The sequence below is a fragment of the Acidimicrobiales bacterium genome (assembly GCA_040219515.1).
Taxonomy (GTDB): Bacteria; Actinomycetota; Acidimicrobiia; order Acidimicrobiales; family Aldehydirespiratoraceae; genus JAJRXC01.
Window position 1 is genome coordinate 108,401 of sequence record JAVJSI010000009.1, and the last position, 20,698, is coordinate 129,098.

The window sequence follows — 20,698 nt, forward strand, 5'->3', positions numbered from 1 at the left end:
GTGTGCGACGCTGACGTCATGAAGGTGCGGATCGGATACGGCATCGGTGCGGTGCCCACGCTCATGGCTCGGCCCGACGGGCTCGGGCAGGTGGTCGACGAGCTCGAGCGGCTCCGCTTCGACTCGCTCTGGTTTCCCGAGCGGGTCAACAGCCCGCAGCTCGACCCGATCGTGGCGATGGCGTTCGTGGCCGGACGCACCCGCAAGCTCAAGTTCGGCTCGGCCGTGGCGGTCCTGCCCGGCCGCAACCCGATCCTGATGGCCAAGATGCTGGCCAGCCTCGATGTGGTCTCCGGCGGCCGCTGCCTTCCTGCCGTCGGGCTCGGTATCGCCAACACGGCTGAGCACCAGGCGTTCCAGGTCGACCGCAAGGAACGGGCGTCCTGGCTCGACGAGGCATTGCCGCTCATGCGTCGGCTCTGGGCCGAGGACACCGTCGACCACGAGGGCGAACGGTTCACCGTGAAGGGTGCGTCCGTTCTCCCCAAGCCGTTGCAGCAGCCGCTCGAGGTGTGGATGGGCGGCCAGGCGCCGTCGGAGCTTCGCCGCACCGGCCGGTTGGCCGACGGCTGGCTCGCGTCGTTCACCACCCCCGGCGATGTCGCGGACGGCATTGCGGCGATCGATGCTGCCGCGTCCGACGCGGGCCGGACGATCGACTCCGAGCACTTTGGCGTGCTGATCCCCTACCTGCCGGGCGAGGCCGAGACGGCGATTCCCGAGCCGCTGGCCGCCGTGGTCAGCGCCCGCCGACCCGACGCCGACCCTCGCGATGTGGTGGCCACGAGCCGGGCCCGCATCGTCGAGCTCGTGAACGAGTACGTCTCCATCGGCGCGTCGAAGTTCGTGCTCTTCCCGTTCGCCGAACCCGACGACTGGCATGCCGAGCTCGACGGCCTCGCCGATGTGGCGCTCCCGCTCCAGACCTGACCGGCGGGCCGGCGCATCGGTCCTGCTCGTCACGTTCTTCGTCGCGATGTTCGCCATCGGGGTCGGTGGGTGTGGCGATTGTCAGACCGATTGCGGCGAGCCCCAGGATCTGACCACGTTCACCGGCGAACTGCTGGTCGTCGAGGACCCGATCGCGACCTTCGACGGCCCGGAGGGACGCCTCGAGATCCGGATCGAGGACAACCTGAAGTTCCTCGATGTCGGCGAGTCCTACCGGGTCACGGTGTACGCCGACGACGACCGTCCCGACGATCCGTACGCCCTGATCAACCCGAGCTGCAGTTGCGGTGGCAGCATCGTCCACGCCGACGGCCAGAGGATCGACACCAGCTACTGGCGCTCCGTCAAGGAGGAGCCGGCGCTACGCCTCGGCCTTGGACTGTTCGTCGGGGTGCCCGCGCTGACGCTGGTGCTCGTCACCCTCGGTCGTGTCACGCGGGGCCTCCGCAGTCGCGCCCTCGACGAGTGAACCCTCCCTGATCAGCACCGCGCTCAGAGTCGGTCGAAGGCCGCCTCGAGATCGCCCAGCAGGTCGGGCAACGACTCGATGCCGACGCTCAGGCGGATGAGGTCGTCGGGCACTTCGAGGGGCGACCCGGCCGCCGACGCATGGGTCATTGCGCCGGGATGCTCGATCAAGGACTCGACCGCACCGAGCGACTCGGCCAGGGAGAACACGCGGGTCGACGCGGCGAGACGGACGGCTGCATCTCGCCCCCCGGCCACCCGGAACGACACCATGCCGCCGAACCCCGACATCTGCCGTGCGGCGACCTCGTGACCGGGGTGCCCGGGCAGACCCGGATAGAGAACCTCGGCCACTTCGTTGCGGCCCTGGAGGAACTCGGCGACGGCCGCGGCGTTCTCGCAGTGGCGGTCCATCCGCACGGCCAGTGTCTTGAGGCCCCGCAGGGTCAGGTAGTTGTCGAACGGACTCCCGATCGCACCGATCGCGTTCTGGAGATAGGCGAGCCGGTCGGCCAGCGCGTCGTCGTCGAGCGCCAGGAACCCGCCGACCACGTCGGAGTGACCGCCGCAGTACTTGGTGGTGGAGTGGACGACCACGTCGGCGCCGAGCGACAGCGGCTGCTGGAGATAGGGCGTGGCGAACGTGTTGTCGACGACGAACATGGCGTCGCCGGCATGGGCGACCTCGGCGATCGCGTCGAGGTCGATCACCGTGAGCAGCGGATTCGTGGGAGTCTCGGCCCAGACGATCCGGGTGTTCGGCCGCATCGCCGCTGCGAGAGCGGCCGGATCGGTGAGGTCGGCGGCCGACCACTCGATGCCGGTCGGGGCCAGGATCGCGGAGATCAGCCGGAACGTGCCGCCGTAGGCATCGTTGCCGAGCACCACATGGTCGCCGGGCGCGAGGATGCGCAGGAGGGTGTCCTCCGCGGCCATGCCCGAGCCGAAGGCGAGGCCGTGAGCCGCGCCCTCGAGCGACGCGAGACAGTCCTGCAACGCCGACCGCGTGGGGTTGCCGGTGCGCGAGTACTCGTAGCCCCGATGCACGCCCACGTCCTCCTGCACGAAGGTGGTGGCCAGCGAGATCGGCGTGACGACGGCGCCGCTGGTGGGGTCGTGGGGCTGACCGGCTCTGATGGCACGGGTCTCGAAGCCCCACGTCTCGGCGTCGGCGAAGATGTCGTCAGCCATTGAAGGCGCCTTTCGACAGGAACGCGAGCACATCGCTCGACGAGATCACCGCACGCGGCCGCCCACCGTCGAGCACCAGCAGCGCCGAGCACGATTCGAGCATTTCCACGGCCAAGGCGACCGGTTGGCCGCTGCCGATCGTGCGGAGCTTCGGGCTCATGATGTCCTCCACCGTCTTGTCGAGCACCGAGTCGGTGTCGAAGGCGAGATCCATCAGCCGCAACTCGCTCACCGAGCCCATCACCTCGGCGGCGGCCAACGGCATGTCGTTCTTGGCCACCGGCAACTGCGACACGCCGTACTCGCTCATCATCTGGGCGGCCTCTCGGACGGTCTGCTGCGGCTGGACGTAGAGCAGTTCGGGCACCCCTTCGCGTCGCGAGCCGAGCACGTCGGCCACCACGGGGCCGTCGGCGCGGATGAAGCCGAAGCCGGCCATCCATTCGTCGTCGAACACGGTGGACAGGTAGAGCCGGCCGTTGTCGGGCACGAGCACGACGACGAGATCGTCGGGTCCGCAGTTCTCGGCCACCTTCAGCGCCGCGTTGACCGCGGTGCCGCCGGAACCACCGATGAGCAGGCCCTCCTCGCGGGTGACGGCCCGGGCGGTGAGGAACGAGTCCTGGTCGCTGACCGGAATGGTCTCGTCGACGAGATCGGCGTGGTAGGTCTCCGGGAAGAAGTCCTCGCCCACGCCCTCGACCAGATACGGACGACCGGAACCACCCGAGTAGACGGAGCCCTCGGGGTCGGCCGCGATGATCCTGATGTCGGGGTTCTGTTCCTTGAGGTAGCGCCCGACGCCGCTGAGCGTGCCGCCCGTACCCGCGCCGGCGATGAAGTGGGTGACCTTGCCGTCGGTCTGACGCCAGATCTCGGGTCCGGTTGCTTCGTAGTGGGCCCGGGGGTTGTCCTGGTTCTGGTACTGGTTGGGCCGGTAGGCGCCGGGGATCTCTTTCACCAGTCGCTCCGCGGTCGAGTAGTACGACGCCGGATCTTCCGGCGCGACGGCGACGGGGCACACGACCACCTCGGCGCCGTAGGCCCGCAGCAGGTCGACCTTCTCGCTGCCGACCTTGTCGGTCATCACGAAGATGCACTTGTAACCCCGCTGGGCCGCCACGATGGCGAGACCGACGCCGGTGTTGCCCGAGGTGGGCTCGATGATGGTGCCCCCCGGCTTCAGCAATCCGTCTCGTTCGGCCGCGTCGATCATCGCGATCGCGGGCCGGTCCTTGGAGGAACCGCCCGGGTTCGTCATCTCCGCCTTGACGACGACGGGGCACGGGAGACCCTGGCCGACCTGGCGGAGCCGTACCAGCGGGGTCTCGCCGACCATGTCGAGTACCGAGTCGAAGATCTCCATGCGTCCCCCTGGGAGCAATCACGTGTCCACGGTCAACGTTAGGCCGCCGACGAAACCGACAACCGGGATGTCCCACCCGGCATTCCCAGACGATAGTTTCTGACGGTCCGTCAGATTTCTCAGAGGTGTCTCCCGCAATGTCTGAACCGTCAGCTTCCGATCAGTCCCAGCTTCTCTCCGGTGTCCGGGTGATCGAGTCCAGCCTTCTCGGTCCCGGTCATGTCGCCACGTTCTTCGCCGATCTCGGCGCCGACGTGATCAAGGTCGAGTCGCCGGCCGGTGACTACATCCGCCAGATGACCTGGCCGATCGTCGAGGGCGTGTCGCTGCTGCACCTCCACACCCATCGCGGCAAGCGGGGCATCACCCTCGACCTCAAGTCAGAAGAGGGCAAGCAGCTCTACAAGGAGCTCGTCGCCACCGCCGACGTCGTCGTGGAGGCGATGCGACCGGGCGCGCTGGCCAAGCTCGGCCTCGGCTACGAGGACCTCAAGAAGGTCAACCCCAAGATCGTCTTCGCGACCCTCTCGGGCTATGGCGCCACCGGCCCCTACAAGGACATGCCCAGCCACGGCATCGCCTACGACACCTGGGCCGGCATCGTGCAGCCGGTCGTCGACGACGAGGGCTTCGCCCACATTCCGCCCACCATGCCCAACGTGGGCATCAACGTCGGCCCCATGGTCGGCGCGATGGCCATCCTCGCCGGCATCATCAAGGCTCGCGAAACCGGTGAGGGTTGCCAGATGGAGATGGCCCAGTCCGACGCCGCCGCCTACATGGACTGGTACCGCATCGAGTCCGAGCGGGCCTATCTGCGCCCCGAGGACGAGGTCACCGGCAACCCCAGCGACAACTACGAGCGCCGTCCCGCGGGGCTGGCCGGCATGTGGGAGGGCGTGCGCTACCAGATGTACGAAGCGTCAGACGGCCATGTGCTGTTCATGGCCAGCGAGCAGGCGTTCTGGAAGAACTTCTGCGAAGGCGCCGGCCGCATGGACCTCTTCGACAAGTGGCCCGGCTCGAAGTACGCCGATCACGCCAAGGGCAACAAGGAACTCCAGCGCGAACTGCAGCAGGTGTTCAAGACCAAGACGTGTGCGGAATGGCTCGAGTTTTCCAACGAGTTCAATACCACGATCGCCCCGGTGAACACGCCGGCCAACATCGGCGACGACCCGCAGTTCCAGGCACGGATGGGCTTCTACCCGACCGAGGCCGTCGGCTGCGAGCAGCTGCCCCTGCCGGTGTTCGTCAACGGTGCGCTCCCCCCGACACCGACCATGGCGCCGACGGTCGGCGAGCACAACGACGACGTGATGGCCGACGTGCTCGGCAAGTCCGCCGACGAGATCGCAGCGCTGAAGGCCGCCGGCGCGTTCGGCACACCGACCTGATCCTCCGCCTCTCGGTGTCTCAGGCCGGTGCGGGCTCCGGCTCCGGCTCTGGTTCGGGGACCGGCTCGAGCAGGCTCGTGCGGCGGAAGAACGCCGCCGCTTGACCGCGGGTGGCGTTGCCGTCGGGATCGAACGTGGTCGGCGTCGTGCCGGTCGTGACCCCCACCTCGGCCGCCCAGGCGACCGCACCGAACGCGAAGCTCGTGTCGTCGATGTCGCCGAACCCCGGCGCGAGGTTCGTCGCCTCCGGTGATGCCAGATACCGCCAGAGGAACGTCACGAACTCCGCACGGGTCAACGGTCGGTCCGGGCTGAACGTGGTCGGCGTGGTGCCCGTGGTCAGTTCCTCGGCCACCAGCCACGCGACGGCGTCCTCGTAGAACGCGTCCGCCCGCAGGTCGGTGAACGGGACGACCACTTCCCCATTGCCGTCGGCCGGGGGCTCGCCGGCCAGCCGCCACAGCATCGTGGCTGTCTCGGCCCGGGTGATCGTGCGGTCCTCGCAGAATCGACCGGGTCGACAACCGGTCGTGATCGCTTCGTCGACCAGCCAGTCGATGTCGTCGGCGAAGGTGGAGCCGGTGGTGTCACAGAAGGGGGTGTCGGCATTGGGAGCGAACTTCGCACAGAGGATGTTCTCGGTGCCGATCCAGACGAACTCCCACGGCTCGGGGACCGGCCCGACCGGCGACGAACCCTCCGGGTAGCTCGGGATCCACCCGTGAAGTTTGGCATTGGCGAAGTTGTCCGCCGCCAACCACTGGTAGGTCCCCGAGTTGCGGAACGCGAAACCGCTCGCACTGGCCGACCTCACATCGACGGCGTAGCCGGTGTGGTGCTTCGAGTAACCGGGCACCGCCACAGTGCGCAACACCGTGTCGATGGAGCCGTCGCTCGTGCCCCCGAGCCGGCTGAGGAAGATGCCGACCTGGCTGGACTGGCTGCGATACGCGGACGTGAGCTGAAGCGAGTGACCGGCGGCGTTGGCGGCCGCCTGGAGGGACTCCCACGCGGCGGCCGCGCCGGCCTGGAGCTGGCGCCCGTCGACCGCGACCAGGCCCACGTTCGCCTGGGCTCGGCGCTTGTAGCCACGCCCTTCGCCGATGCCACGAATCCGCGCGTCGACCTCGGCGTTGCCGGTGATCGACGGTGGGGCGCCGATCGGACCCAGACCGGAGAGTTCGGCATTGTCGAACGCGGCGAGGAACTCGTCGGGCGTGAAGTTCGTCGCTCGAACCGCGGCGGCAACCTCGTCGACGTCGACGGCGGCGGCGGGCGAGGCCGCCATGAGGCTCGCCACCACGAGCACACTCAGCATCACTCCACTCAACCTGCGCACTGCTGTTCCTCCGTCGTCGACGGCGCCACGCTACTGGGGCTGCCGCCGAGCCGGTGAGATCCAGTCTTGCCACTGCCGCACTCGCCCTGCGATCCTCACGCATGCCCATCGACATCCGCAACCGCCTCGAGACCACCGGCGTGTGGTTCTTCACCGACACCCTGACGACCGAGCAGTCGCGCGAAACCGCGGCTCGGATCGAATCACTCGGCTATTCGACACTGTGGATCCCCGACACCCTCGGCCGCGATCCGTTCGTCAACGCCGCCACCCTGCTCGATGCCACGACCGAACTGCTCGTGGCCACCGGCATCGCCAACATCCACATGCGTCACCCCGGGATGATGAAGCAGGGAGCGTTCGCGCTCGCCGAGTTCTCCGGGGGCCGCTTCGTACTCGGACTCGGTGTGTCCCACGCGCCGATGGTCGAAGGACTCCGACAACTCCCCTACGAGAAGCCACTGTCGACCATGCGCACCTATGTCGACGCCATGAACGCCTCGATGTACATGGCCACACCACCGGCCGAGGAGCCGACCGTCGTACTCGCCGCCCTCGGACCCAAGATGCTCGCCATGGCGGCCGAGAAGACCGCCGGCGCCCACCCCTACTGGACCACCCCCGATCACACTGCCCAGGCCCGCGAGATCATGGGCCCCGACGCCCTGTTGTGCGTCGAGCAGAAGTGCGTGCTCACCACCGACAAGGAGGTGGCCCACCAGGCCACCAGGGACCAGCTGGGTCTCTACGCCGACCTGCCGAATTATCGCAACAACTGGCTCCGCCTCGGCTTCACCGAGGACGAGATCGAGTCCCGCGATCCCCGATTCCTCGATGCCGTGATGGCCTGGGGCGACGAATCCACCATCGCCGCTCGCGTGCAGGCCCACTACGACGCCGGCGCGACCCACGTGTGCATCCAGCCGGTCAACCCGGTTGACCGAACGCAGCCGGACTGGCGCCTCCTCGAGGCATTGAGCCCGAAGGGCTGACGAGGATGGACGCGCCGCGCGGCATCGATGCCGGTCCCGTCACCGCCTGGATCCTCGACCGACGACCCGATCTCACCACGCCGCTCACCTTCGAGATGATCACCGGGGGCGCGTCGAACCTGACGTTCCGGGTGACCGATGCGAAGGGAGTCCGGCTCGTGCTGCGCCGCCCGCCGACCGGGCACGTGCTCGCCAGCGCGCACGACATGGCCCGCGAGCACCGGATCATGGATGCCCTCCGCTCCACCGCAGTTCCCGTCCCATCGATGATCGGTCTCTGCCAGGACGACGCCGTCAACGGGGCCGACTTCTACGTGATGGATTTCGTCGAGGGTTCGATCGTGTTCGACCGGGCCGACGGCGAGGCCGTGGCGCCCGATCTTCGGCCGGTGATGACCAACTCGCTGACCGACACGCTGGCCGCCCTCCACGCCGTCGACCCCGACGAGGTCGGGCTCGGCGACCTCGGCCGCAAGGAGGATTACTGCGCCCGCCAGCTCCGCCGGTGGAAACGTCAGATCGACGAGGGATCCGACCGCGAGATGCCGCTCTTCCAGGATCTGCACGACCGCTTCGTCGCCGCGATCCCACCCCAGCAGGGTGCCGGCATCGTCCACGGCGACTATCGCATGGACAACTGCATGATGGCGGCCGACGGCCGAGTGGCCGCCGTGCTCGACTGGGAACTGTGCACCCTGGGCGACGTGCTCGCCGACGTGGCCGGCATGGCCATGTGGTGGGGTGACGACCCCGCCGCGTCCGGACGCCTGGCCGACGTGCCCACCCGGGCCGAGGGCTTCGGTACCCGCGTCGACATGCTCGAGCGCTACGCCACACACTCGGCGCGCGATGTCTCCGATCTGCCCTGGTACGTGGCCTTCCAGCACTGGCGTCTCGCGGCCATCAGCGAGGGCGTCCGGGTGCGATTCGCCGCCGGCGCGATGGGCGATCAGGTGGGCACGGCCGAGGCCGACGCCCGTGTCGCCGTCGACCGGCTGGTCGAGATGGCCGACCGCATCCTGCGGGCCGGCACACTGTGAGTCACTGGTCGTCGCGCCCTGAGGCGCCGACGCTCACAGCGACGCGGGAAGTCGCTTCACGCCGTTGATGAAGCTGCTGCGCAGCACGGCCGGCTCCGCCGTGGCGTGGATCGTGGGCACCTGGGTGAACAATTCGCGGAAGGCAACCGTGATCTCGCGACGAGCGAGATGGGCACCGAGGCAGAAGTGGGGACCTGGTGCCCCGAAACCGACATGCTCGTTGGGCGTCCGGGCGAGGTCGAAACGCAGCGGGTCGGTGAACACGGCCTCGTCGCGGTTCGCGGCCCAGTAGCTCAGGATCAGCTTGTCGCCCTCGTTCCAGGTGCGGCCACCGAGCTCGGCGCCGTCGCGGGTGACGGTGCGGCGCATCGAGATGACCGGCGACGCGAGACGGACGATCTCCTCGACCGCCGCCGGCGCCTTCGCGTCGAACTCGGCCATCCACGCATCTCGCTGGTCGGGGTTCTCGGTGAGGAAATGGAGGCCCCAGCTGATCGCATTGCGGGTGGTCTCGTTGCCGGCCACGAGCAACAGGATGAAGAACGACGCCAGCTCCTGTTCGGTGAGACGTTCGCCGTCGAGTTCGGCCGACATGAGGGCGGTGGTGAGGTCGTCGGTGGGATTCTCGACCCGGGCGGCGCCGAGCTCGCCCATCAGCTGCGAGAGCCCCAGCCCAGCACCCAGGATGAGCCCGAGGAAGTCGTCGCCTTCGGACGCAAAGTCGGGATCGCTGGCCCCGAGGATCAGGTTCGACTGCTCGAGCACGAAGCCGTACTGGCTCTCGGGAATGCCCATCATCTGGCAGATGATGCGCAGCGGTAGCGGCGCCGCGAAGTCGGCGACGAAGTCGAACTCCCCCTTGTCGCGCAGATCGGCGGCGAGTTCGATGCCGACCTGCTCGACGGCGTGCATGGCCCGTTCGAGCTGGCGGGGCGTGAACCCGGCCGCGACGAGTCCGCGTAGGCGCTTGTGTCGCGGATCGTCCATGTTGATCATCGAGCCGAAGAAGTCGTTGACCTCCGGCGACTGATCGAGTGGACCGGTGGCGCCCTTGCCACTGCAGAACAGCTCGGGGTTCTTGCTCGCCGCCACCACGTCGGAGTGGCGGGTGAGCACGTAGTAACCCGGTCCGTTGGGCCCCAGTGGGTTGTCGGGCTCCTCGAAGAACGGGAACGGGTTCTCGGTCCGGAAGCGACGGAAGACCTCGGCCCGCGTGCCCTGGTCGAGATCCCAGAACTCGAGCGTGGACAGGTCGATCTCGTCGAGGGGCGGAATCGTCGTCATCCCGTCAGGCTAACCGAGCGCGCTGATCGCGGCCGAGTAGTCGGGCTCCTGGGCGATCTCGGGTACGAGCTCGGCGTGGGCGACGTAGCCGTCGGCGCCGATGACGACGACCGCACGGGCCGCGAGGCCTTCGAGCTTGCCGTCGATGATGCGGACGCCGTAGTCGTCGAGCATCTCGGGGTTCTTGAAGGTGGACCCGGTCGACACGTTCTCGATGCCCTCGGCACCACAGAAGCGACCGGCTGCGGGAGGGAGGTCGGCCGACACGCAGAGCACGGTGGCGTCGAGGCCGGCCGCCTGCTCGTTGAAGGTGCGCACGCTCGTGGCGCACGTCGGCGTGTCGATCGACGGGAAGATGTTGAGGATGACCGGGCCACCGGCGAGATCGGTCGACGACACCGAGCTGAAGTCGGCCTTGGTGAGGGTGAAGGCCGGCGCCGGGGATCCGACCGCGGGCAGATCGCCGCTGGTGTGGACGGGGTTGCCTCCGAGTGTGATCTCAGCCATGGGGTGTACTCCTGGGGTCTTGGTGATCGAGCGTTCGTGCGTGAACCCGGCTCACGTTACCCACACCGGGTCGTCGACTTGGCAGGATGAGGAGATGACGCCGGCCATCGAGATGCTCCGTGAGCTCGGCATCGCCCACACCATCGCGGCGTACGACCACGATCCGGCCCGCGGCTCGTACGGCGACGAAGCAGTCGAGGCGCTGGGACTCGACCCCGAATCGGTCTTCAAGACCCTGATGGTCACGCTCGACGACGGCTCGTTTGCGATCGGCGTCGTCCCCGTCGGCGCACAACTCGATCTGAAGGCCATCGCCGCGGCCGCCGGTGCGAAGAAGGCGGTGATGACCGACTCGGCCGAGGCGCAGCGACGTTCCGGCTATGTGCTCGGCGGCATCAGCCCGTTCGGCCAGAAGCGACCCGCTCGGACCTTCGTCGACGAGTGGGCCGGTGCTCTCGCCATCGTGCACTGCAGCGGCGGTCGGCGGGGCCTCGAGATCGGCGTGGCACCGTCGGCCTTCGTCGACGCACTCGGTGCGACCTTCGCGGCGATCGCCGCGTGGTGAGCCGCTACCCTCGACGTATGGCCCATCGGATCGAAATCACCTATTGCGTCCCTTGAGACTATTCGAGCCGCGCCGTGAGCGCGACCGCTGATCTCCTGTCGAACTATCAGCACGTGATCGAGTCGTTGACACTGCGCACGGGCACCGCCGGGGTCTACGACGTGCGGGTCGACGATCAACTGATCTACTCGAAAGCCGAGACGGGACGCCACGCCGAACCCGGCGAAGTCCTCGAGCTGTTCACCGCCCTCGTTGGCGACATCCGTCGCTACGGCGAGACCTGATCACCGCACGACCCGCTCGCTGACCCGACGGACCGAACTGACTCAGCGGGGAGTGGCCGCCCGCAGCCGCCCGGCCAGACGCTCGATCTGGAGATCCTGATCGGCGGATTGGGGACCCGCCGCCGGGCGGGCCAGCCGCAGGTCGCGCAGCGCCATGTCGATCTCGGCGCCGGCCGCGCACATCACGAGGACGGCGATGACTCCCGCTCTCCCCCATCCGGCCCCGCAATGTACGATCACCCGCTCCCCGGTGCGCAACCGACGGTGGATGTCGACGACCAGTTCCCTCACCTCGGTGTCGGCGGCGACCAGATGGTCGGCTGTGGGCAGCCGCAACGCGGTGTGGGGCGCGGGGGCGGCCAGCCAGTCCACATAGGCAGGGAAACGGCGGCGCAGCTCCTCGTCGGTCTGGAGGCAGACGACCGTGTCGCCTTCGACCTTCGTCAGCAAGCCGACGGGATCGGGGCCGATCGCGTCGAGCCCACAGAGGACGAGTGTTCCTTCGACGCGTGCGACGGGCACCGCATGTACGCCACCCGTAGCGCGGTATTTATCGCCACCAATGTCCATGAGTTGCACAGAGTAGTCACGTCGGTCACGCAAGGTGGGGACTGCACTCGGGTGTGCGCGCCCGGGTCCGCCGGTCCAGACTGACGACATGCGCCTCGGAGAAACCGTCAACCCTCAGGACCCCGACCAGCCGAGCCCCCTCGCCGGGATACGGATCCTCGCGGCCGAGCAGATGGCGGCACTCCCGTACGCGACCCAGTTGTTGGCCCGGCTCGGCGCCGAGGTCGTCAAGGTCGAGCATCCCACCATGGGCGACAGCGGACGCGGCTCGGTTCCCTTCATCGAAGACCCGCAGGGGCGCAAGGTGGGCGCGACGTTCCTGCGCAACAACTTCAACAAGCGCAGCGTCGCACTGGACCTCAAGGCCCCCGAGGGGGTCGAGATCTTCCTCGACCTGTCGACCCGTTTCGACATCGTGTGCGAGAACTTCAAGGCCGGCACCGCCGACCGGCTCGGGATCGGCTACGACGCAGTGGCCGCCCGTCACCCCGAGGTCGTCTATCTCTCGGTCTCGGGCTTCGGCAACGACCCACGGTCGCCCTACATGCATCGCGCCGCCTACGCCGCGGTGGTCGAGGGAATGTCGGGCATCTACGAGTACAAGCGCCGCCCCGGTCGCCGCCCCACGGCCAATCCGGTCGGCGCACTGGGCGACATCAGCAGCGCGCTGTTCGGCGTGATCGGCATCCTCGCGGCGCTGCGCCATCGCGACCTCACGGGCCGAGGTCAGCACATCGACATCGCCATGCTCGACGCCACCATGGCGATGACCGACATCGTCTCCAACTTCTATTCGATGGGCATTCCCGACGAACAGTCGTCCGGCGTGGGCATCGTCGAGACGTTCTCCGCGGGCGAGGGCAGCTTCGTGCTCCAGATCGTCCGTGAGCCCCACTTCGAGAAGGTCGCCCGACTCACCGGCAACGAGGACTGGCTCACCGACGAACGCTTCGAGTCCCGCGCCGGTTGGCAGGAGCACTTCGACGACGTGATCCGGCCGGGAGTCGAGCGCTGGGCCGCGGACAAGACCAACCGCGAGGCGGTGGCGATCCTCTCCGGCGAGGGCATCGCCGCCGGCGAGTCCAACACCAGCAAGGACATCGTGGAGGACGAACACGTCGCCGTGCGCAACATGTTGGTCGAGGTTCCTCGCGCCGACGGCGGCGACCCGGTGCTGGTGCCCGGCAACCCGGTGAAGATGTCGCGCACCCAGGAGGGCCCCGAGACCCGTTTCCCGTGGCTGGGCGAGCACACCGACGAGGTGCTGGCCGAGGAACTCGGCCTCTCCCCCGACCGCCTCGCTGCCCTCCGGGACGCCGGCACCACCTCCTGACCGCTCGGTTGCGGATCGCATCGGGAGGTGTGCGTAGAATCTGACGGTCCGTCAGATCTGCAAGAGGCACCGACACATGGATTTCGAGTTCACCCCCGAGCAACAGCAGTTCGCGATCGATGTGCGGGAGTTCCTCGACGCCAACGACGACCCCGACGTCTTCGACGTCACCCGGGAGAACATGGCGCAGATCGTCGACACGCCGAAGCGCCGAGCGTTCATGAAGTCGCTCGGCCACAAGGGCTGGCTGGGCATCACCTGGCCCGAGGAGTACGGCGGCACCGACGGTGAGGGCGTCTACGAATACATCCTCAACGAGCAGTTGGCGGGCCGTGGCGGCCCCCAGATCGGCAAGGGCGTCGGCATCATCGGCAAGACGTTGATCGCCCACGGCTCCGATCACCTCAAGGCCGAGTTCCTCCCCCAGATCCTCGAGAACGACGTCGAGTTCGCGGTCGGCTACTCCGAACCCAACGCCGGGTCCGACGCCGCCTCGATGCGGCTCAAAGGGGAGCGCGTCACCAGCGATGCCGGCGAAGACGGCTGGCTCCTCAACGGCCAGAAGACCTGGACCACCTCGGCCCACTTCGCCGAGTGGTACTGGGTCGGCGTCCGCACCGATCCCGACAACAAACACATGGGCATCACCCTCATGCTCGTTCCCCTCGATCAGGAGGGCATCACCATCAACGGCATCTGGACGATGGGCGACGAGCGCACCAACGAGGTCTGGTTCGACGACGTCTTCGTCCCCGACGCCTATGTCGTCGGCCAGGTCAACTACGGCTTCCGCTACATCAGCCAGGCGCTCGACCTCGAGCGGTTCACCATGTTCACCATGTCGCCGATCCTCCAGCGTCTCGACCTGCTGACCGACTACGTGAAGACCGCGGTGCGAGACGGCGAGCCGCTGAGGGACGACCCGAAGATCCGGGCCCGTCTCGCCCAGCTCCACACCGACGCCGAAGTGGCCCGGGTCATGGGCCTCAAGTTCGTGGCCGAGGCCGTCAAGGTCGAGTACCTGGTGAAGGCGGGCAAGCCGTATCAGCCGCCCACCGTGGAGGCGTCGGAGTACAAGCTCTTCGCCACCGAGCTGTCGAAGCGCCTCGCCGACGCCGCGATGGACATCGGCGGCCCCGGTTCGCAGCTCCGGGTCAAGACCGAGGACGCGCCGATGAAGGGACGCTCCGAGTCGACCTACCGCTACACCGTCATCGACACCATCGGCGGCGGTTCCTCGGAGATCCAGAAGAACATCATCTCCCGCCGGGCCATGGGCCTTCCGAAGAACTTCTGAGCGCCCTAACTGTGTTGGTTCAGCGATGACTCCTGCCCTCGACGGCATCCGTGTACTCGACTTCGCGTCGGTCGGACCCGGCGCTCGCGCGTCGCGCATGCTGTCGGACTATGGCGCAGAGGTCATCAAGCTCGGCCCCACGCCGAAGGACGGCGGCAAACTGCTCGTGCCGCCGTACTACGCCTACAGCGGTCATCGTCTCATGCGCCGTGGCCTGCTCGATCTTAAGGCCGATGCCGGTCGCGAGGCGTACCTCGCCCTGGCCCGGACCGCCGACGTCGTGCTCGAGAGCTTCCGGCCCGGCGTGGTCGACCGCCTCGGCATCGGCTACGAGGCAACCCGCGCGGTGAACGACCGCATCGTGTACTGCTCGACCAGCGGTTTCGGCCAGACCGGTCCCCAGTCGGCGTGGGCCGGTCACGACGTGAACTATCTCGCCGTCTCGGGCTATCTCGACTGCACCGGCCGGCGGGCCGACGGCTCCCCTCCCCTGCCCGGGGCCACGGTGGCGGACATCGCCGCCGGCGGCATGCACGCGGTCATGGCGATCATGGCCGGCCTCCTGCGCCGTGAGCGCACGGGAACCGGCGAGTTCCTCGATGTCTCGATCGCCGACGGCGCCTTCGGGCTCATGTCGCTCTATGTCGACGAGTACCTCGCCACCGGTACGGAACCCGGCCCGGGGCACTACATCCTCACCGGGAAGTACGCCTGCTACGACATCTACACCTGCGCCGACGGCCGCCACCTCTCGGTGGGCGCGATCGAGCCGGCGTTCTGGCGCAACCTGTGCCGTGAGCTCGATCTCGAGCAGTACACGGCCGCGCAGATGGACGACGATCTCCAGGACGAGGTCCGCGCCGCCTTCGCCGCCGTCTTCGCCACGAAGACCCGCGACGAGTGGGCCGACCAACTCGGTCCGGCCGACTGTTGCGTCGCCCCGGTCAACACCGTGGCCGAGGCGGTCGACGACCAGCAGTACGCGGCCCGGGGCATGGTGGTCGAGGCCGACCACGCCACCGAAGGCATCTTCCGCCAGACCGGACCCGTCTGGGCCGGCACCACCCGGCCCGACGGCCCCTACCCGGTCCGCGCGGGAACGGTCACCGACACCGCCGACCTGCTCGCAGAAGCGGGCTACGAGCGGACGACCATCGACGGACTTCTCGAGAACGGAGTGATCGCGTGAGCGACCTTCCCCCGTCCATTGCCGAGCTCATCGACAAGCCCCAGTACCCGGTCACCGCCAACTTCCCGGTCGAGCTCGGCTACAGCTTCAACACGCTCGCCGCCACCGAGAACGGCAACCCGCTCTACTGGGACCCCGCGGTGGCCGACGAGCTCACCGGCGGCATGACGGTGCCGCCCACCACACTGTCGCTGTGGATGCGCCCCCACCGCTGGGAGCCGGGCGCCGAAGAGGAACTCGTCGCCCTCAAGGTCCACTTCGACCTGAAGGAGATGCTCGAACTCCCTGAGGCGATCATGAGCGACAACACGCTGATCCTCCACGAGCCGGTGCGCCCCGGCGACGTGATCAGCCACCACCAGGTACTCCGCTCGGTGAGCGACGAGAAGACCACCAAGCTCGGCTCCGGCCGTTTCTGGTCGATCGACATCGTCTACACCAACCAGGACGACGAGCTCGTCGGCATCGAGAGCTACACCGGTTTCGGATACTCCAAATCGCTGCGAGATCGCGACGCCTCCGGCGTCGCTCTTGCGCAGACTCCCTCTCCGGCAGCTCGTCCCTCGCCGCCTCCCGACGGCGAACGTCTACCCGAGCTGATCTACGACGTCACCGCGACCACGGTGGTGCTCGGTGCGCTGGCCAGCCGCGACTGGCGGCCGATGCACCACGACTTCAAGTTCGCCACCGAACGCAACGGCACCCAGGACATCTTCCTCAACACACCCAACCTCGCCGCCTGGTTCGAGCGCTACATCACCGACTGGACCGGCCCTCGCGGCCGCATCGGCCGCATGACGTTCCGCATGCGCGACTCGATCTTCCCCGACGACCGCATGGTGTTCACCGGCACCGTGACCGGCGTGACCACCGACGACCAGGGCTGCGCCTGGGCCGAGCTCGACATCACCGTCGCCGTGCGCAACGACGGCGAGCCCGAACGGCTCTGCTGCACCTGCAACGCCCGAGTGGCGATCCCGACCGACGAATCTGACAACCCGTGGGCCCGCAAGGGCCAGAACTGGACTCCCTGATGCTGAATCTCGATTTCTCCGAAGAACAGGAAATGCTGCGCGACATGGTGCGCGGCGTCTGCGCGCAGCACGCGCCGTTCGAGAAGGTACGCGAGCTCGAGGACGACCCCGACGGCATCGCCACCGAGCTGTGGGACCAGCTGGGCGAGCTGGGTGTCACCGGGCTGATGCTGCCCGAGGAGTACGGCGGGTCGGGCATGAGCCTCATCGAAGGCGTCATCGTCTACGAGGAGCTCGGCCGTTCGCTGGCGCCGGTGCCCCACTTCGTGAGCAGTGTCCTCAGCGCCGGCGCGATCCTGCGCGGCGGGACCGACGAGCAGAAGTCGAGCCTGCTCCCCGAGCTCGCCGCCGGGTCCACCATCATCACCCCCGCCTGGCTGGAGCCCGACAACGGCTACTCGCCGAAGGGCGTCCAGCTGACCGCGACCGTCGATGGCGACCACGCGGTGCTCAACGGTTCGAAGATGCACGTCTACTTCGCCCGGGCCGCCGACCAGATGCTCGTGCTCGCCCGTACCGGCGACGCCCCGACCGACATCGACCTCTTCCTCGTGCCCACCGACACCACCGGCGTCACCCTCGAGCAACGAATGTCGATCTCGTCCGACACCCAGTACCGGGTCGAGTTCGCCGACGTTTCCGTGCCCGTGGCCAACCGCATCGGCGCAGCCGGCACCGGTTGGGCCACATGGGACGACGTGATGCTCGAAGCCGTGATCCTCGCCTCGGCCCAGGCCATGGGCGGCGCCGACTACGCCCTGGAGATCACCGCCCAGTACTCGAAGGACCGTGAGCAGTTCGACAAGGCCCTCGCCGAGTTCCAGGCGATCTCGCATGGCCTGGCCGATGCCCGCACCGAGCTCGACGGCGGCAAGATCCTGGTCTACGAAGCCGCGTGGGCCCAGTCGCAGGGCAAGGACATCAGCCGCCTCGCACCGATGGCCAAGCTCTTCACCGGCACGGTCTACCGCGACCTCACCGCCATGGCGCAGCAGATCTTCGGCGGCGTCGGCTTCACCCTCGAGTACGACATCCAGCTCTACTTCCGCCGGGCCAAGCAGCTCCAGATCAGCTGGTGGGACAAGGCCACCTGCGAAGAGCGCGTCGCCGAGAGCGTGCTGGGCTAGAGCTCGTCGCCGGCGCCGAGCGTCCACCCCGCGGTGGCGGCGCGGCCGCCATGGGCCCACGCGGCCTGCACACAGGCCCCCGTGGCGACGGTCTCGTCGTCGTGGGGCACGACGACCGATCCGTCGAACAGGTCGGCTACGACCCCTCGATAGGCGCGGCTCTGCGCGCCGCCACCGACCAGGTGCAATCGTCCATCGGTCGCCGCGCCCGCGGCAGTCAGCGCGTCGAGTCCGTGGAGAAGTCCCCGAACCACCCCCTCGTGGGCGGCGCGAGCGAGGTCGGCCGGGACGGTCGAATTGCGGAGCCCCTCGAAGGTGCCGGTGGCGTGGGGTAGGTCCGGGGTGCGCTCGCCGTCGAAATAGGGCGTGAGCGAGACCCCGTTGGCCCCCGACGGCGCGGTGAGGGCCAATCGGGCGAACTGGTCGCGATCGACGCCCAGCCAGGACGCCACCGTGTCGGTCACCCGGGTCGCGTTGAGTGTGCACACCAGCGGCAGATGGTTCCCGGTTGCGTCGCAGAACCCGGCCACCGCTCCTGACCGGTCGCAGGTGGGCGTCGTCGAGACGGCGTAGACCGTGCCGGAGGTGCCCAGTGACATTGCGATGTCACCCGGCCGCAGATCGAGGCCGAGGGCGCCGGCCATGTTGTCGCCGGTGCCCGGCCCCACCACGATCCCGGGGCGGAGGCCGAGCGCGTCGGCCGCGGCCGGCAGCAGTGGGCCGGCCGGTTCCTCGGGGCGGAGGACCCGCGGCAGCAGGTGGGCCCAGTCGTCGCGCCCGCCGACCAACGCGAGCAGGTCGTCCCGGTAGGCGCCGGTGGCGCGATCGAACCATCCCCCACCCGACGCGTCGCCCCGATCCGTGACCGCTGCGCCGGTGAGCCGCCAGGTCAGGTAGTCGTGGGGCAGGAGCAGCCGGGCGATCCGGGGAACGAGCGTCGGTTCGGTCTCGACCAGCCACCTGAGCTTGGTGATGGTGAAGGACGCGACCGGCACGGAACCGCACGCATCTGCCCACGCGTCGGCGCCGATGGCGGCGACCAGTCGGGTCGCCTGGTCCGCCGACTCGGTGTCGTTCCAGAGCTTGGCCGGGCGCAACGGCTCGCCGTCGTCACCCAACACCACGAGGCCGTGTTGTTGCCCGGCGACCGAGACCGCCACCACCTCGTCGCGATGGGCGCCGGTTGCCGAGAACGCCTCGATCAGGGCGTCCCACCAGGCGCGCGGGTCCTGCTCACTGCGCGGCGGCGCGGTGGGCGGGTGCGAGGCCCGGCCGGTGGCGACGACGTCACCGGTGTCGAGGTCGCGCAGTTCGACCTTGGTGGACTGGGTCGACGAGTCGATCCCGGCGACCAGCGGCATCAGGCGACACGCTCGATGTAGCGGTTGACGAGGTCCTCGAGCGCTTCCTGCGCCCCCGACACCGGCGCCGGGTCGAGGTCGGCGGCCGTCACCCGGGTGCGCAGATCCTCCAGGGTGCGCTGGCCGTCGAGGATCGCGCGGCCTTCGTCGCCGGCCCACCCGGCGTAGCGAGCGGAGCGCAGATCCTCGAGGGCACCGTCGTCGACCATCGCGTGGGCGACCAGGAATGCCTTGGCGAGTGTGTCGATGCCGCCCACGTGGCCGTGGAAGAGGTCACTGCGATCGATCGACGTGCGCCGGAGCTTGGTGTCGAACATGAAGCCGCCGGTCTCGAAGCCGCCGCCGCGAATGATCTCGTAGACCGCGGGCACCAGCGAGTCGACCGAGTTCGGGAACTGGTCGGTGTCCCAGCCCAGGCGATCGTCGCCCCGGTTGGCGTCGACCGATCCGAAGATGCCGTGCGACTGGGCCACGGCCACCTCGTGGGCGAAGTCGTGGCCCGACAGGGTGGCGTGGTTGACCTCGATGTTGACCTTGATCTCGTTCTCGAGCCCGTACTTCTGGAGGAATCCGAACACCGTCGCCGAGTCGTAGTCGTACTGATGTTTGGTGGGTTCCTGGGGCTTGGGCTCGATCAGCAGGGTCCCCTGGAAACCGATCTGGTGCTTGTGCTCGACGACCATCGAGAGGAACCGTCCGAGCTGGTCCATCTCGCGAGGCAGGTCCGTGTTGAGCAGCGTCTCGTAGCCTTCACGACCGCCCCAGAGCACATAATTGGCACCCCCCATCTCGTGCGTGACATCCAGGCAGTTCGCCACCTGGGCGGCGGCCCGGGCGAACACGTCGGGATCGGGGTTGGTGGCGGCCCCGGCCAGGTAGCGCGGGTGGTGGAAGAGCCGGGCCGTGCCCCACAGCAGCTTGATCCCGGTGCGATCCATGTGGGCCATCGCCTCGTCGGCCAGCTCGTGCAGCGCCGCGGTCTCCTCGGCGAAGGTTCCGCCGTAGGGCGCCATGTCGTGGTCGTGGAACGAGAAGAACGGCACCCCGAGCTTCTCGATGAACTCGAACGCAGCCGCCATCTTCGTGCGGGCCGCCGTCATCGGATCGAGCGACGGGTCGAGCCATGGGCGGTCGAAGGTGCCGTCGCCGAACACGTCGTTGCCGGGCCAGTTGAACGAGTGCCAGTAGCAGACGGCCAGCCGCAGATGCTCGGCCAGGGTCTTGTCGCCCACCACTCGGTCCTTGTCGTACCAGCGGTACGTGAGCGGATCGTCGCTGGCGGGCCCGGCGTAGGTGATCGCGTCGACATCGGTGAAGAACTCGGCCATGGCCAGAACCTAGCCCCGCCGCCGGCACCGATCAGTTGCCGTTGCAACGGGGATCTGACCCCAACTGCAACGGGG

The 20,698-nt window shown here is 68.4% G+C and carries 19 protein-coding genes and 1 pseudogene; 12 read left to right on the forward strand and 8 right to left on the reverse strand.

Features of this window, described 5'->3' with window-relative positions:
• Positions 1–18 precede the first annotated feature (18 nt).
• Together RIB98_07170 and RIB98_07175 are read left to right on the forward strand one after the other, a co-directional pair.
• Positions 19–930 carry an LLM class flavin-dependent oxidoreductase gene (locus RIB98_07170; protein ID MEQ8840746.1) on the forward strand — a complete coding sequence of 304 codons (912 nt, stop codon included), beginning with the start codon at positions 19–21 and terminating at the stop codon, positions 928–930.
• Positions 905–1,420: a hypothetical protein gene (locus tag RIB98_07175; GenBank protein ID MEQ8840747.1), complete on the forward strand. Its 516-nt coding sequence runs from the start codon at positions 905–907 to the stop codon at positions 1,418–1,420. Before RIB98_07170 ends, RIB98_07175 begins: the two co-directional genes overlap by 26 nt.
• A 23-nt stretch (positions 1,421–1,443) precedes the next feature.
• On the opposite strand, the gene RIB98_07180 is transcribed toward RIB98_07175, so the two are convergent.
• Complete coding sequence (locus RIB98_07180; GenBank protein MEQ8840748.1) at positions 1,444–2,610, reverse strand: cystathionine gamma-synthase; 1,167 nt, start codon at positions 2,608–2,610, stop codon at positions 1,444–1,446.
• Entirely contained in the window at positions 2,603–3,976 is a 1,374-nt protein-coding gene (locus RIB98_07185; protein MEQ8840749.1) for a cystathionine beta-synthase, read from the reverse strand. Before RIB98_07185 ends, RIB98_07180 begins: the two co-directional genes overlap by 8 nt.
• A 137-nt stretch (positions 3,977–4,113) precedes the next feature.
• Here RIB98_07185 and RIB98_07190 point away from each other — a divergent pair, with 137 nt between their 5' ends.
• The gene (locus RIB98_07190) at positions 4,114–5,373 is read left to right on the forward strand and encodes a CaiB/BaiF CoA-transferase family protein (GenBank protein ID MEQ8840750.1); all 1,260 of its coding nucleotides are present in this window, start codon (positions 4,114–4,116) and stop codon (positions 5,371–5,373) included.
• Between the two features lie 19 nt (positions 5,374–5,392).
• Here RIB98_07190 and RIB98_07195 read toward each other — a convergent pair whose 3' ends face one another.
• The gene (locus RIB98_07195; protein MEQ8840751.1) at positions 5,393–6,691 is read right to left on the reverse strand and encodes an S-layer homology domain-containing protein; all 1,299 of its coding nucleotides are present in this window, start codon (positions 6,689–6,691) and stop codon (positions 5,393–5,395) included.
• Between the two features lie 122 nt (positions 6,692–6,813).
• Here RIB98_07195 and RIB98_07200 point away from each other — a divergent pair, with 122 nt between their 5' ends.
• Positions 6,814–7,704 (forward strand): TIGR03620 family F420-dependent LLM class oxidoreductase, encoded by an 891-nt coding sequence (locus RIB98_07200; GenBank protein MEQ8840752.1) that lies wholly within the window; start codon positions 6,814–6,816, stop codon positions 7,702–7,704.
• A 5-nt stretch (positions 7,705–7,709) separates the two neighbouring features.
• Entirely contained in the window at positions 7,710–8,744 is a 1,035-nt protein-coding gene (locus RIB98_07205; protein ID MEQ8840753.1) for a phosphotransferase family protein, read from the forward strand.
• A 33-nt stretch (positions 8,745–8,777) separates the two neighbouring features.
• On the opposite strand, the gene RIB98_07210 is transcribed toward RIB98_07205, so the two are convergent.
• Both RIB98_07210 and tpx read right to left on the reverse strand, forming a co-directional pair.
• On the reverse strand, positions 8,778–10,028 hold the full coding sequence (locus tag RIB98_07210) for a cytochrome P450 (protein ID MEQ8840754.1): 1,251 nt from the start codon (positions 10,026–10,028) through the stop codon (positions 8,778–8,780).
• 9 nt (positions 10,029–10,037) lie between these two features.
• The gene (tpx, locus tag RIB98_07215) at positions 10,038–10,535 is read right to left on the reverse strand and encodes a thiol peroxidase (GenBank protein MEQ8840755.1); all 498 of its coding nucleotides are present in this window, start codon (positions 10,533–10,535) and stop codon (positions 10,038–10,040) included.
• A gap of 94 nt (positions 10,536–10,629) precedes the next feature.
• On the opposite strand from tpx, the gene ybaK reads away from it, so the two are divergent.
• Together ybaK and RIB98_07225 are read left to right on the forward strand one after the other, a co-directional pair.
• Complete coding sequence (gene ybaK / locus RIB98_07220) at positions 10,630–11,100, forward strand: Cys-tRNA(Pro) deacylase (protein MEQ8840756.1); 471 nt, start codon at positions 10,630–10,632, stop codon at positions 11,098–11,100.
• 71 nt (positions 11,101–11,171) lie between these two features.
• Positions 11,172–11,384 (forward strand): annotated as a pseudogene (locus tag RIB98_07225) (Rdx family protein).
• A 42-nt stretch (positions 11,385–11,426) separates the two neighbouring features.
• On the opposite strand, the gene RIB98_07230 reads toward RIB98_07225, so the two are convergent.
• Positions 11,427–11,906 carry a tyrosine-protein phosphatase gene (locus RIB98_07230; protein MEQ8840757.1) on the reverse strand — a complete coding sequence of 160 codons (480 nt, stop codon included), beginning with the start codon at positions 11,904–11,906 and terminating at the stop codon, positions 11,427–11,429.
• 136 nt (positions 11,907–12,042) lie between these two features.
• Here RIB98_07230 and RIB98_07235 point away from each other — a divergent pair, with 136 nt between their 5' ends.
• The 5 genes from RIB98_07235 (at position 12,043) to RIB98_07255 (ending at position 17,934) form a co-directional block, all read left to right on the forward strand.
• Positions 12,043–13,287, forward strand: coding sequence for a CoA transferase (locus RIB98_07235; GenBank protein MEQ8840758.1), 1,245 nt, complete (start codon positions 12,043–12,045; stop codon positions 13,285–13,287).
• A 76-nt stretch (positions 13,288–13,363) separates the two neighbouring features.
• A complete protein-coding gene (locus RIB98_07240; GenBank protein MEQ8840759.1) occupies positions 13,364–14,584 on the forward strand; it encodes an acyl-CoA dehydrogenase family protein in 1,221 nt (406 codons plus the stop codon).
• 25 nt (positions 14,585–14,609) lie between these two features.
• Positions 14,610–15,773 (forward strand): CaiB/BaiF CoA-transferase family protein, encoded by a 1,164-nt coding sequence (locus RIB98_07245; GenBank protein ID MEQ8840760.1) that lies wholly within the window; start codon positions 14,610–14,612, stop codon positions 15,771–15,773.
• Complete coding sequence (locus RIB98_07250) at positions 15,770–16,807, forward strand: MaoC family dehydratase N-terminal domain-containing protein (GenBank protein ID MEQ8840761.1); 1,038 nt, start codon at positions 15,770–15,772, stop codon at positions 16,805–16,807. The genes RIB98_07245 and RIB98_07250 overlap by 4 nt, the downstream gene beginning before the upstream one ends.
• Positions 16,807–17,934 (forward strand): acyl-CoA dehydrogenase family protein, encoded by a 1,128-nt coding sequence (locus RIB98_07255; protein MEQ8840762.1) that lies wholly within the window; start codon positions 16,807–16,809, stop codon positions 17,932–17,934. Before RIB98_07250 ends, RIB98_07255 begins: the two co-directional genes overlap by 1 nt.
• Here RIB98_07255 and xylB read toward each other — a convergent pair.
• Both xylB and xylA read right to left on the reverse strand, forming a co-directional pair.
• Entirely contained in the window at positions 17,931–19,295 is a 1,365-nt protein-coding gene (xylB, locus tag RIB98_07260; protein MEQ8840763.1) for a xylulokinase, read from the reverse strand. The genes RIB98_07255 and xylB overlap by 4 nt on opposite strands.
• A complete protein-coding gene (gene xylA, locus RIB98_07265) occupies positions 19,295–20,623 on the reverse strand; it encodes a xylose isomerase (protein MEQ8840764.1) in 1,329 nt (442 codons plus the stop codon). The genes xylB and xylA overlap by 1 nt, the downstream gene beginning before the upstream one ends.
• Positions 20,624–20,698: the final 75 nt, after the last annotated feature.

Coding starts and splice junctions, on each gene's coding strand:
- RIB98_07195 (MEQ8840751.1), bottom strand. CDS start 6,691: ATGCTGAGTGTGCTCGTGGTGGCGAGCCTCATGGCGGCCTCGCCCGCC.
- xylB (MEQ8840763.1), bottom strand. CDS start 19,295: ATGCCGCTGGTCGCCGGGATCGACTCGTCGACCCAGTCCACCAAGGTC.
- RIB98_07205 (MEQ8840753.1), top strand. CDS start 7,710: ATGGACGCGCCGCGCGGCATCGATGCCGGTCCCGTCACCGCCTGGATC.
- ybaK (MEQ8840756.1), top strand. CDS start 10,630: ATGACGCCGGCCATCGAGATGCTCCGTGAGCTCGGCATCGCCCACACC.
- RIB98_07180 (MEQ8840748.1), bottom strand. CDS start 2,610: ATGGCTGACGACATCTTCGCCGACGCCGAGACGTGGGGCTTCGAGACC.
- RIB98_07255 (MEQ8840762.1), top strand. CDS start 16,807: ATGCTGAATCTCGATTTCTCCGAAGAACAGGAAATGCTGCGCGACATG.
- RIB98_07210 (MEQ8840754.1), bottom strand. CDS start 10,028: ATGACGACGATTCCGCCCCTCGACGAGATCGACCTGTCCACGCTCGAG.
- RIB98_07240 (MEQ8840759.1), top strand. CDS start 13,364: ATGGATTTCGAGTTCACCCCCGAGCAACAGCAGTTCGCGATCGATGTG.
- RIB98_07200 (MEQ8840752.1), top strand. CDS start 6,814: ATGCCCATCGACATCCGCAACCGCCTCGAGACCACCGGCGTGTGGTTC.
- RIB98_07170 (MEQ8840746.1), top strand. CDS start 19: ATGAAGGTGCGGATCGGATACGGCATCGGTGCGGTGCCCACGCTCATG.
- tpx (MEQ8840755.1), bottom strand. CDS start 10,535: ATGGCTGAGATCACACTCGGAGGCAACCCCGTCCACACCAGCGGCGAT.
- xylA (MEQ8840764.1), bottom strand. CDS start 20,623: ATGGCCGAGTTCTTCACCGATGTCGACGCGATCACCTACGCCGGGCCC.
- RIB98_07245 (MEQ8840760.1), top strand. CDS start 14,610: ATGACTCCTGCCCTCGACGGCATCCGTGTACTCGACTTCGCGTCGGTC.
- RIB98_07190 (MEQ8840750.1), top strand. CDS start 4,114: ATGTCTGAACCGTCAGCTTCCGATCAGTCCCAGCTTCTCTCCGGTGTC.
- RIB98_07175 (MEQ8840747.1), top strand. CDS start 905: ATGTGGCGCTCCCGCTCCAGACCTGACCGGCGGGCCGGCGCATCGGTC.
- RIB98_07235 (MEQ8840758.1), top strand. CDS start 12,043: ATGCGCCTCGGAGAAACCGTCAACCCTCAGGACCCCGACCAGCCGAGC.
- RIB98_07185 (MEQ8840749.1), bottom strand. CDS start 3,976: ATGGAGATCTTCGACTCGGTACTCGACATGGTCGGCGAGACCCCGCTG.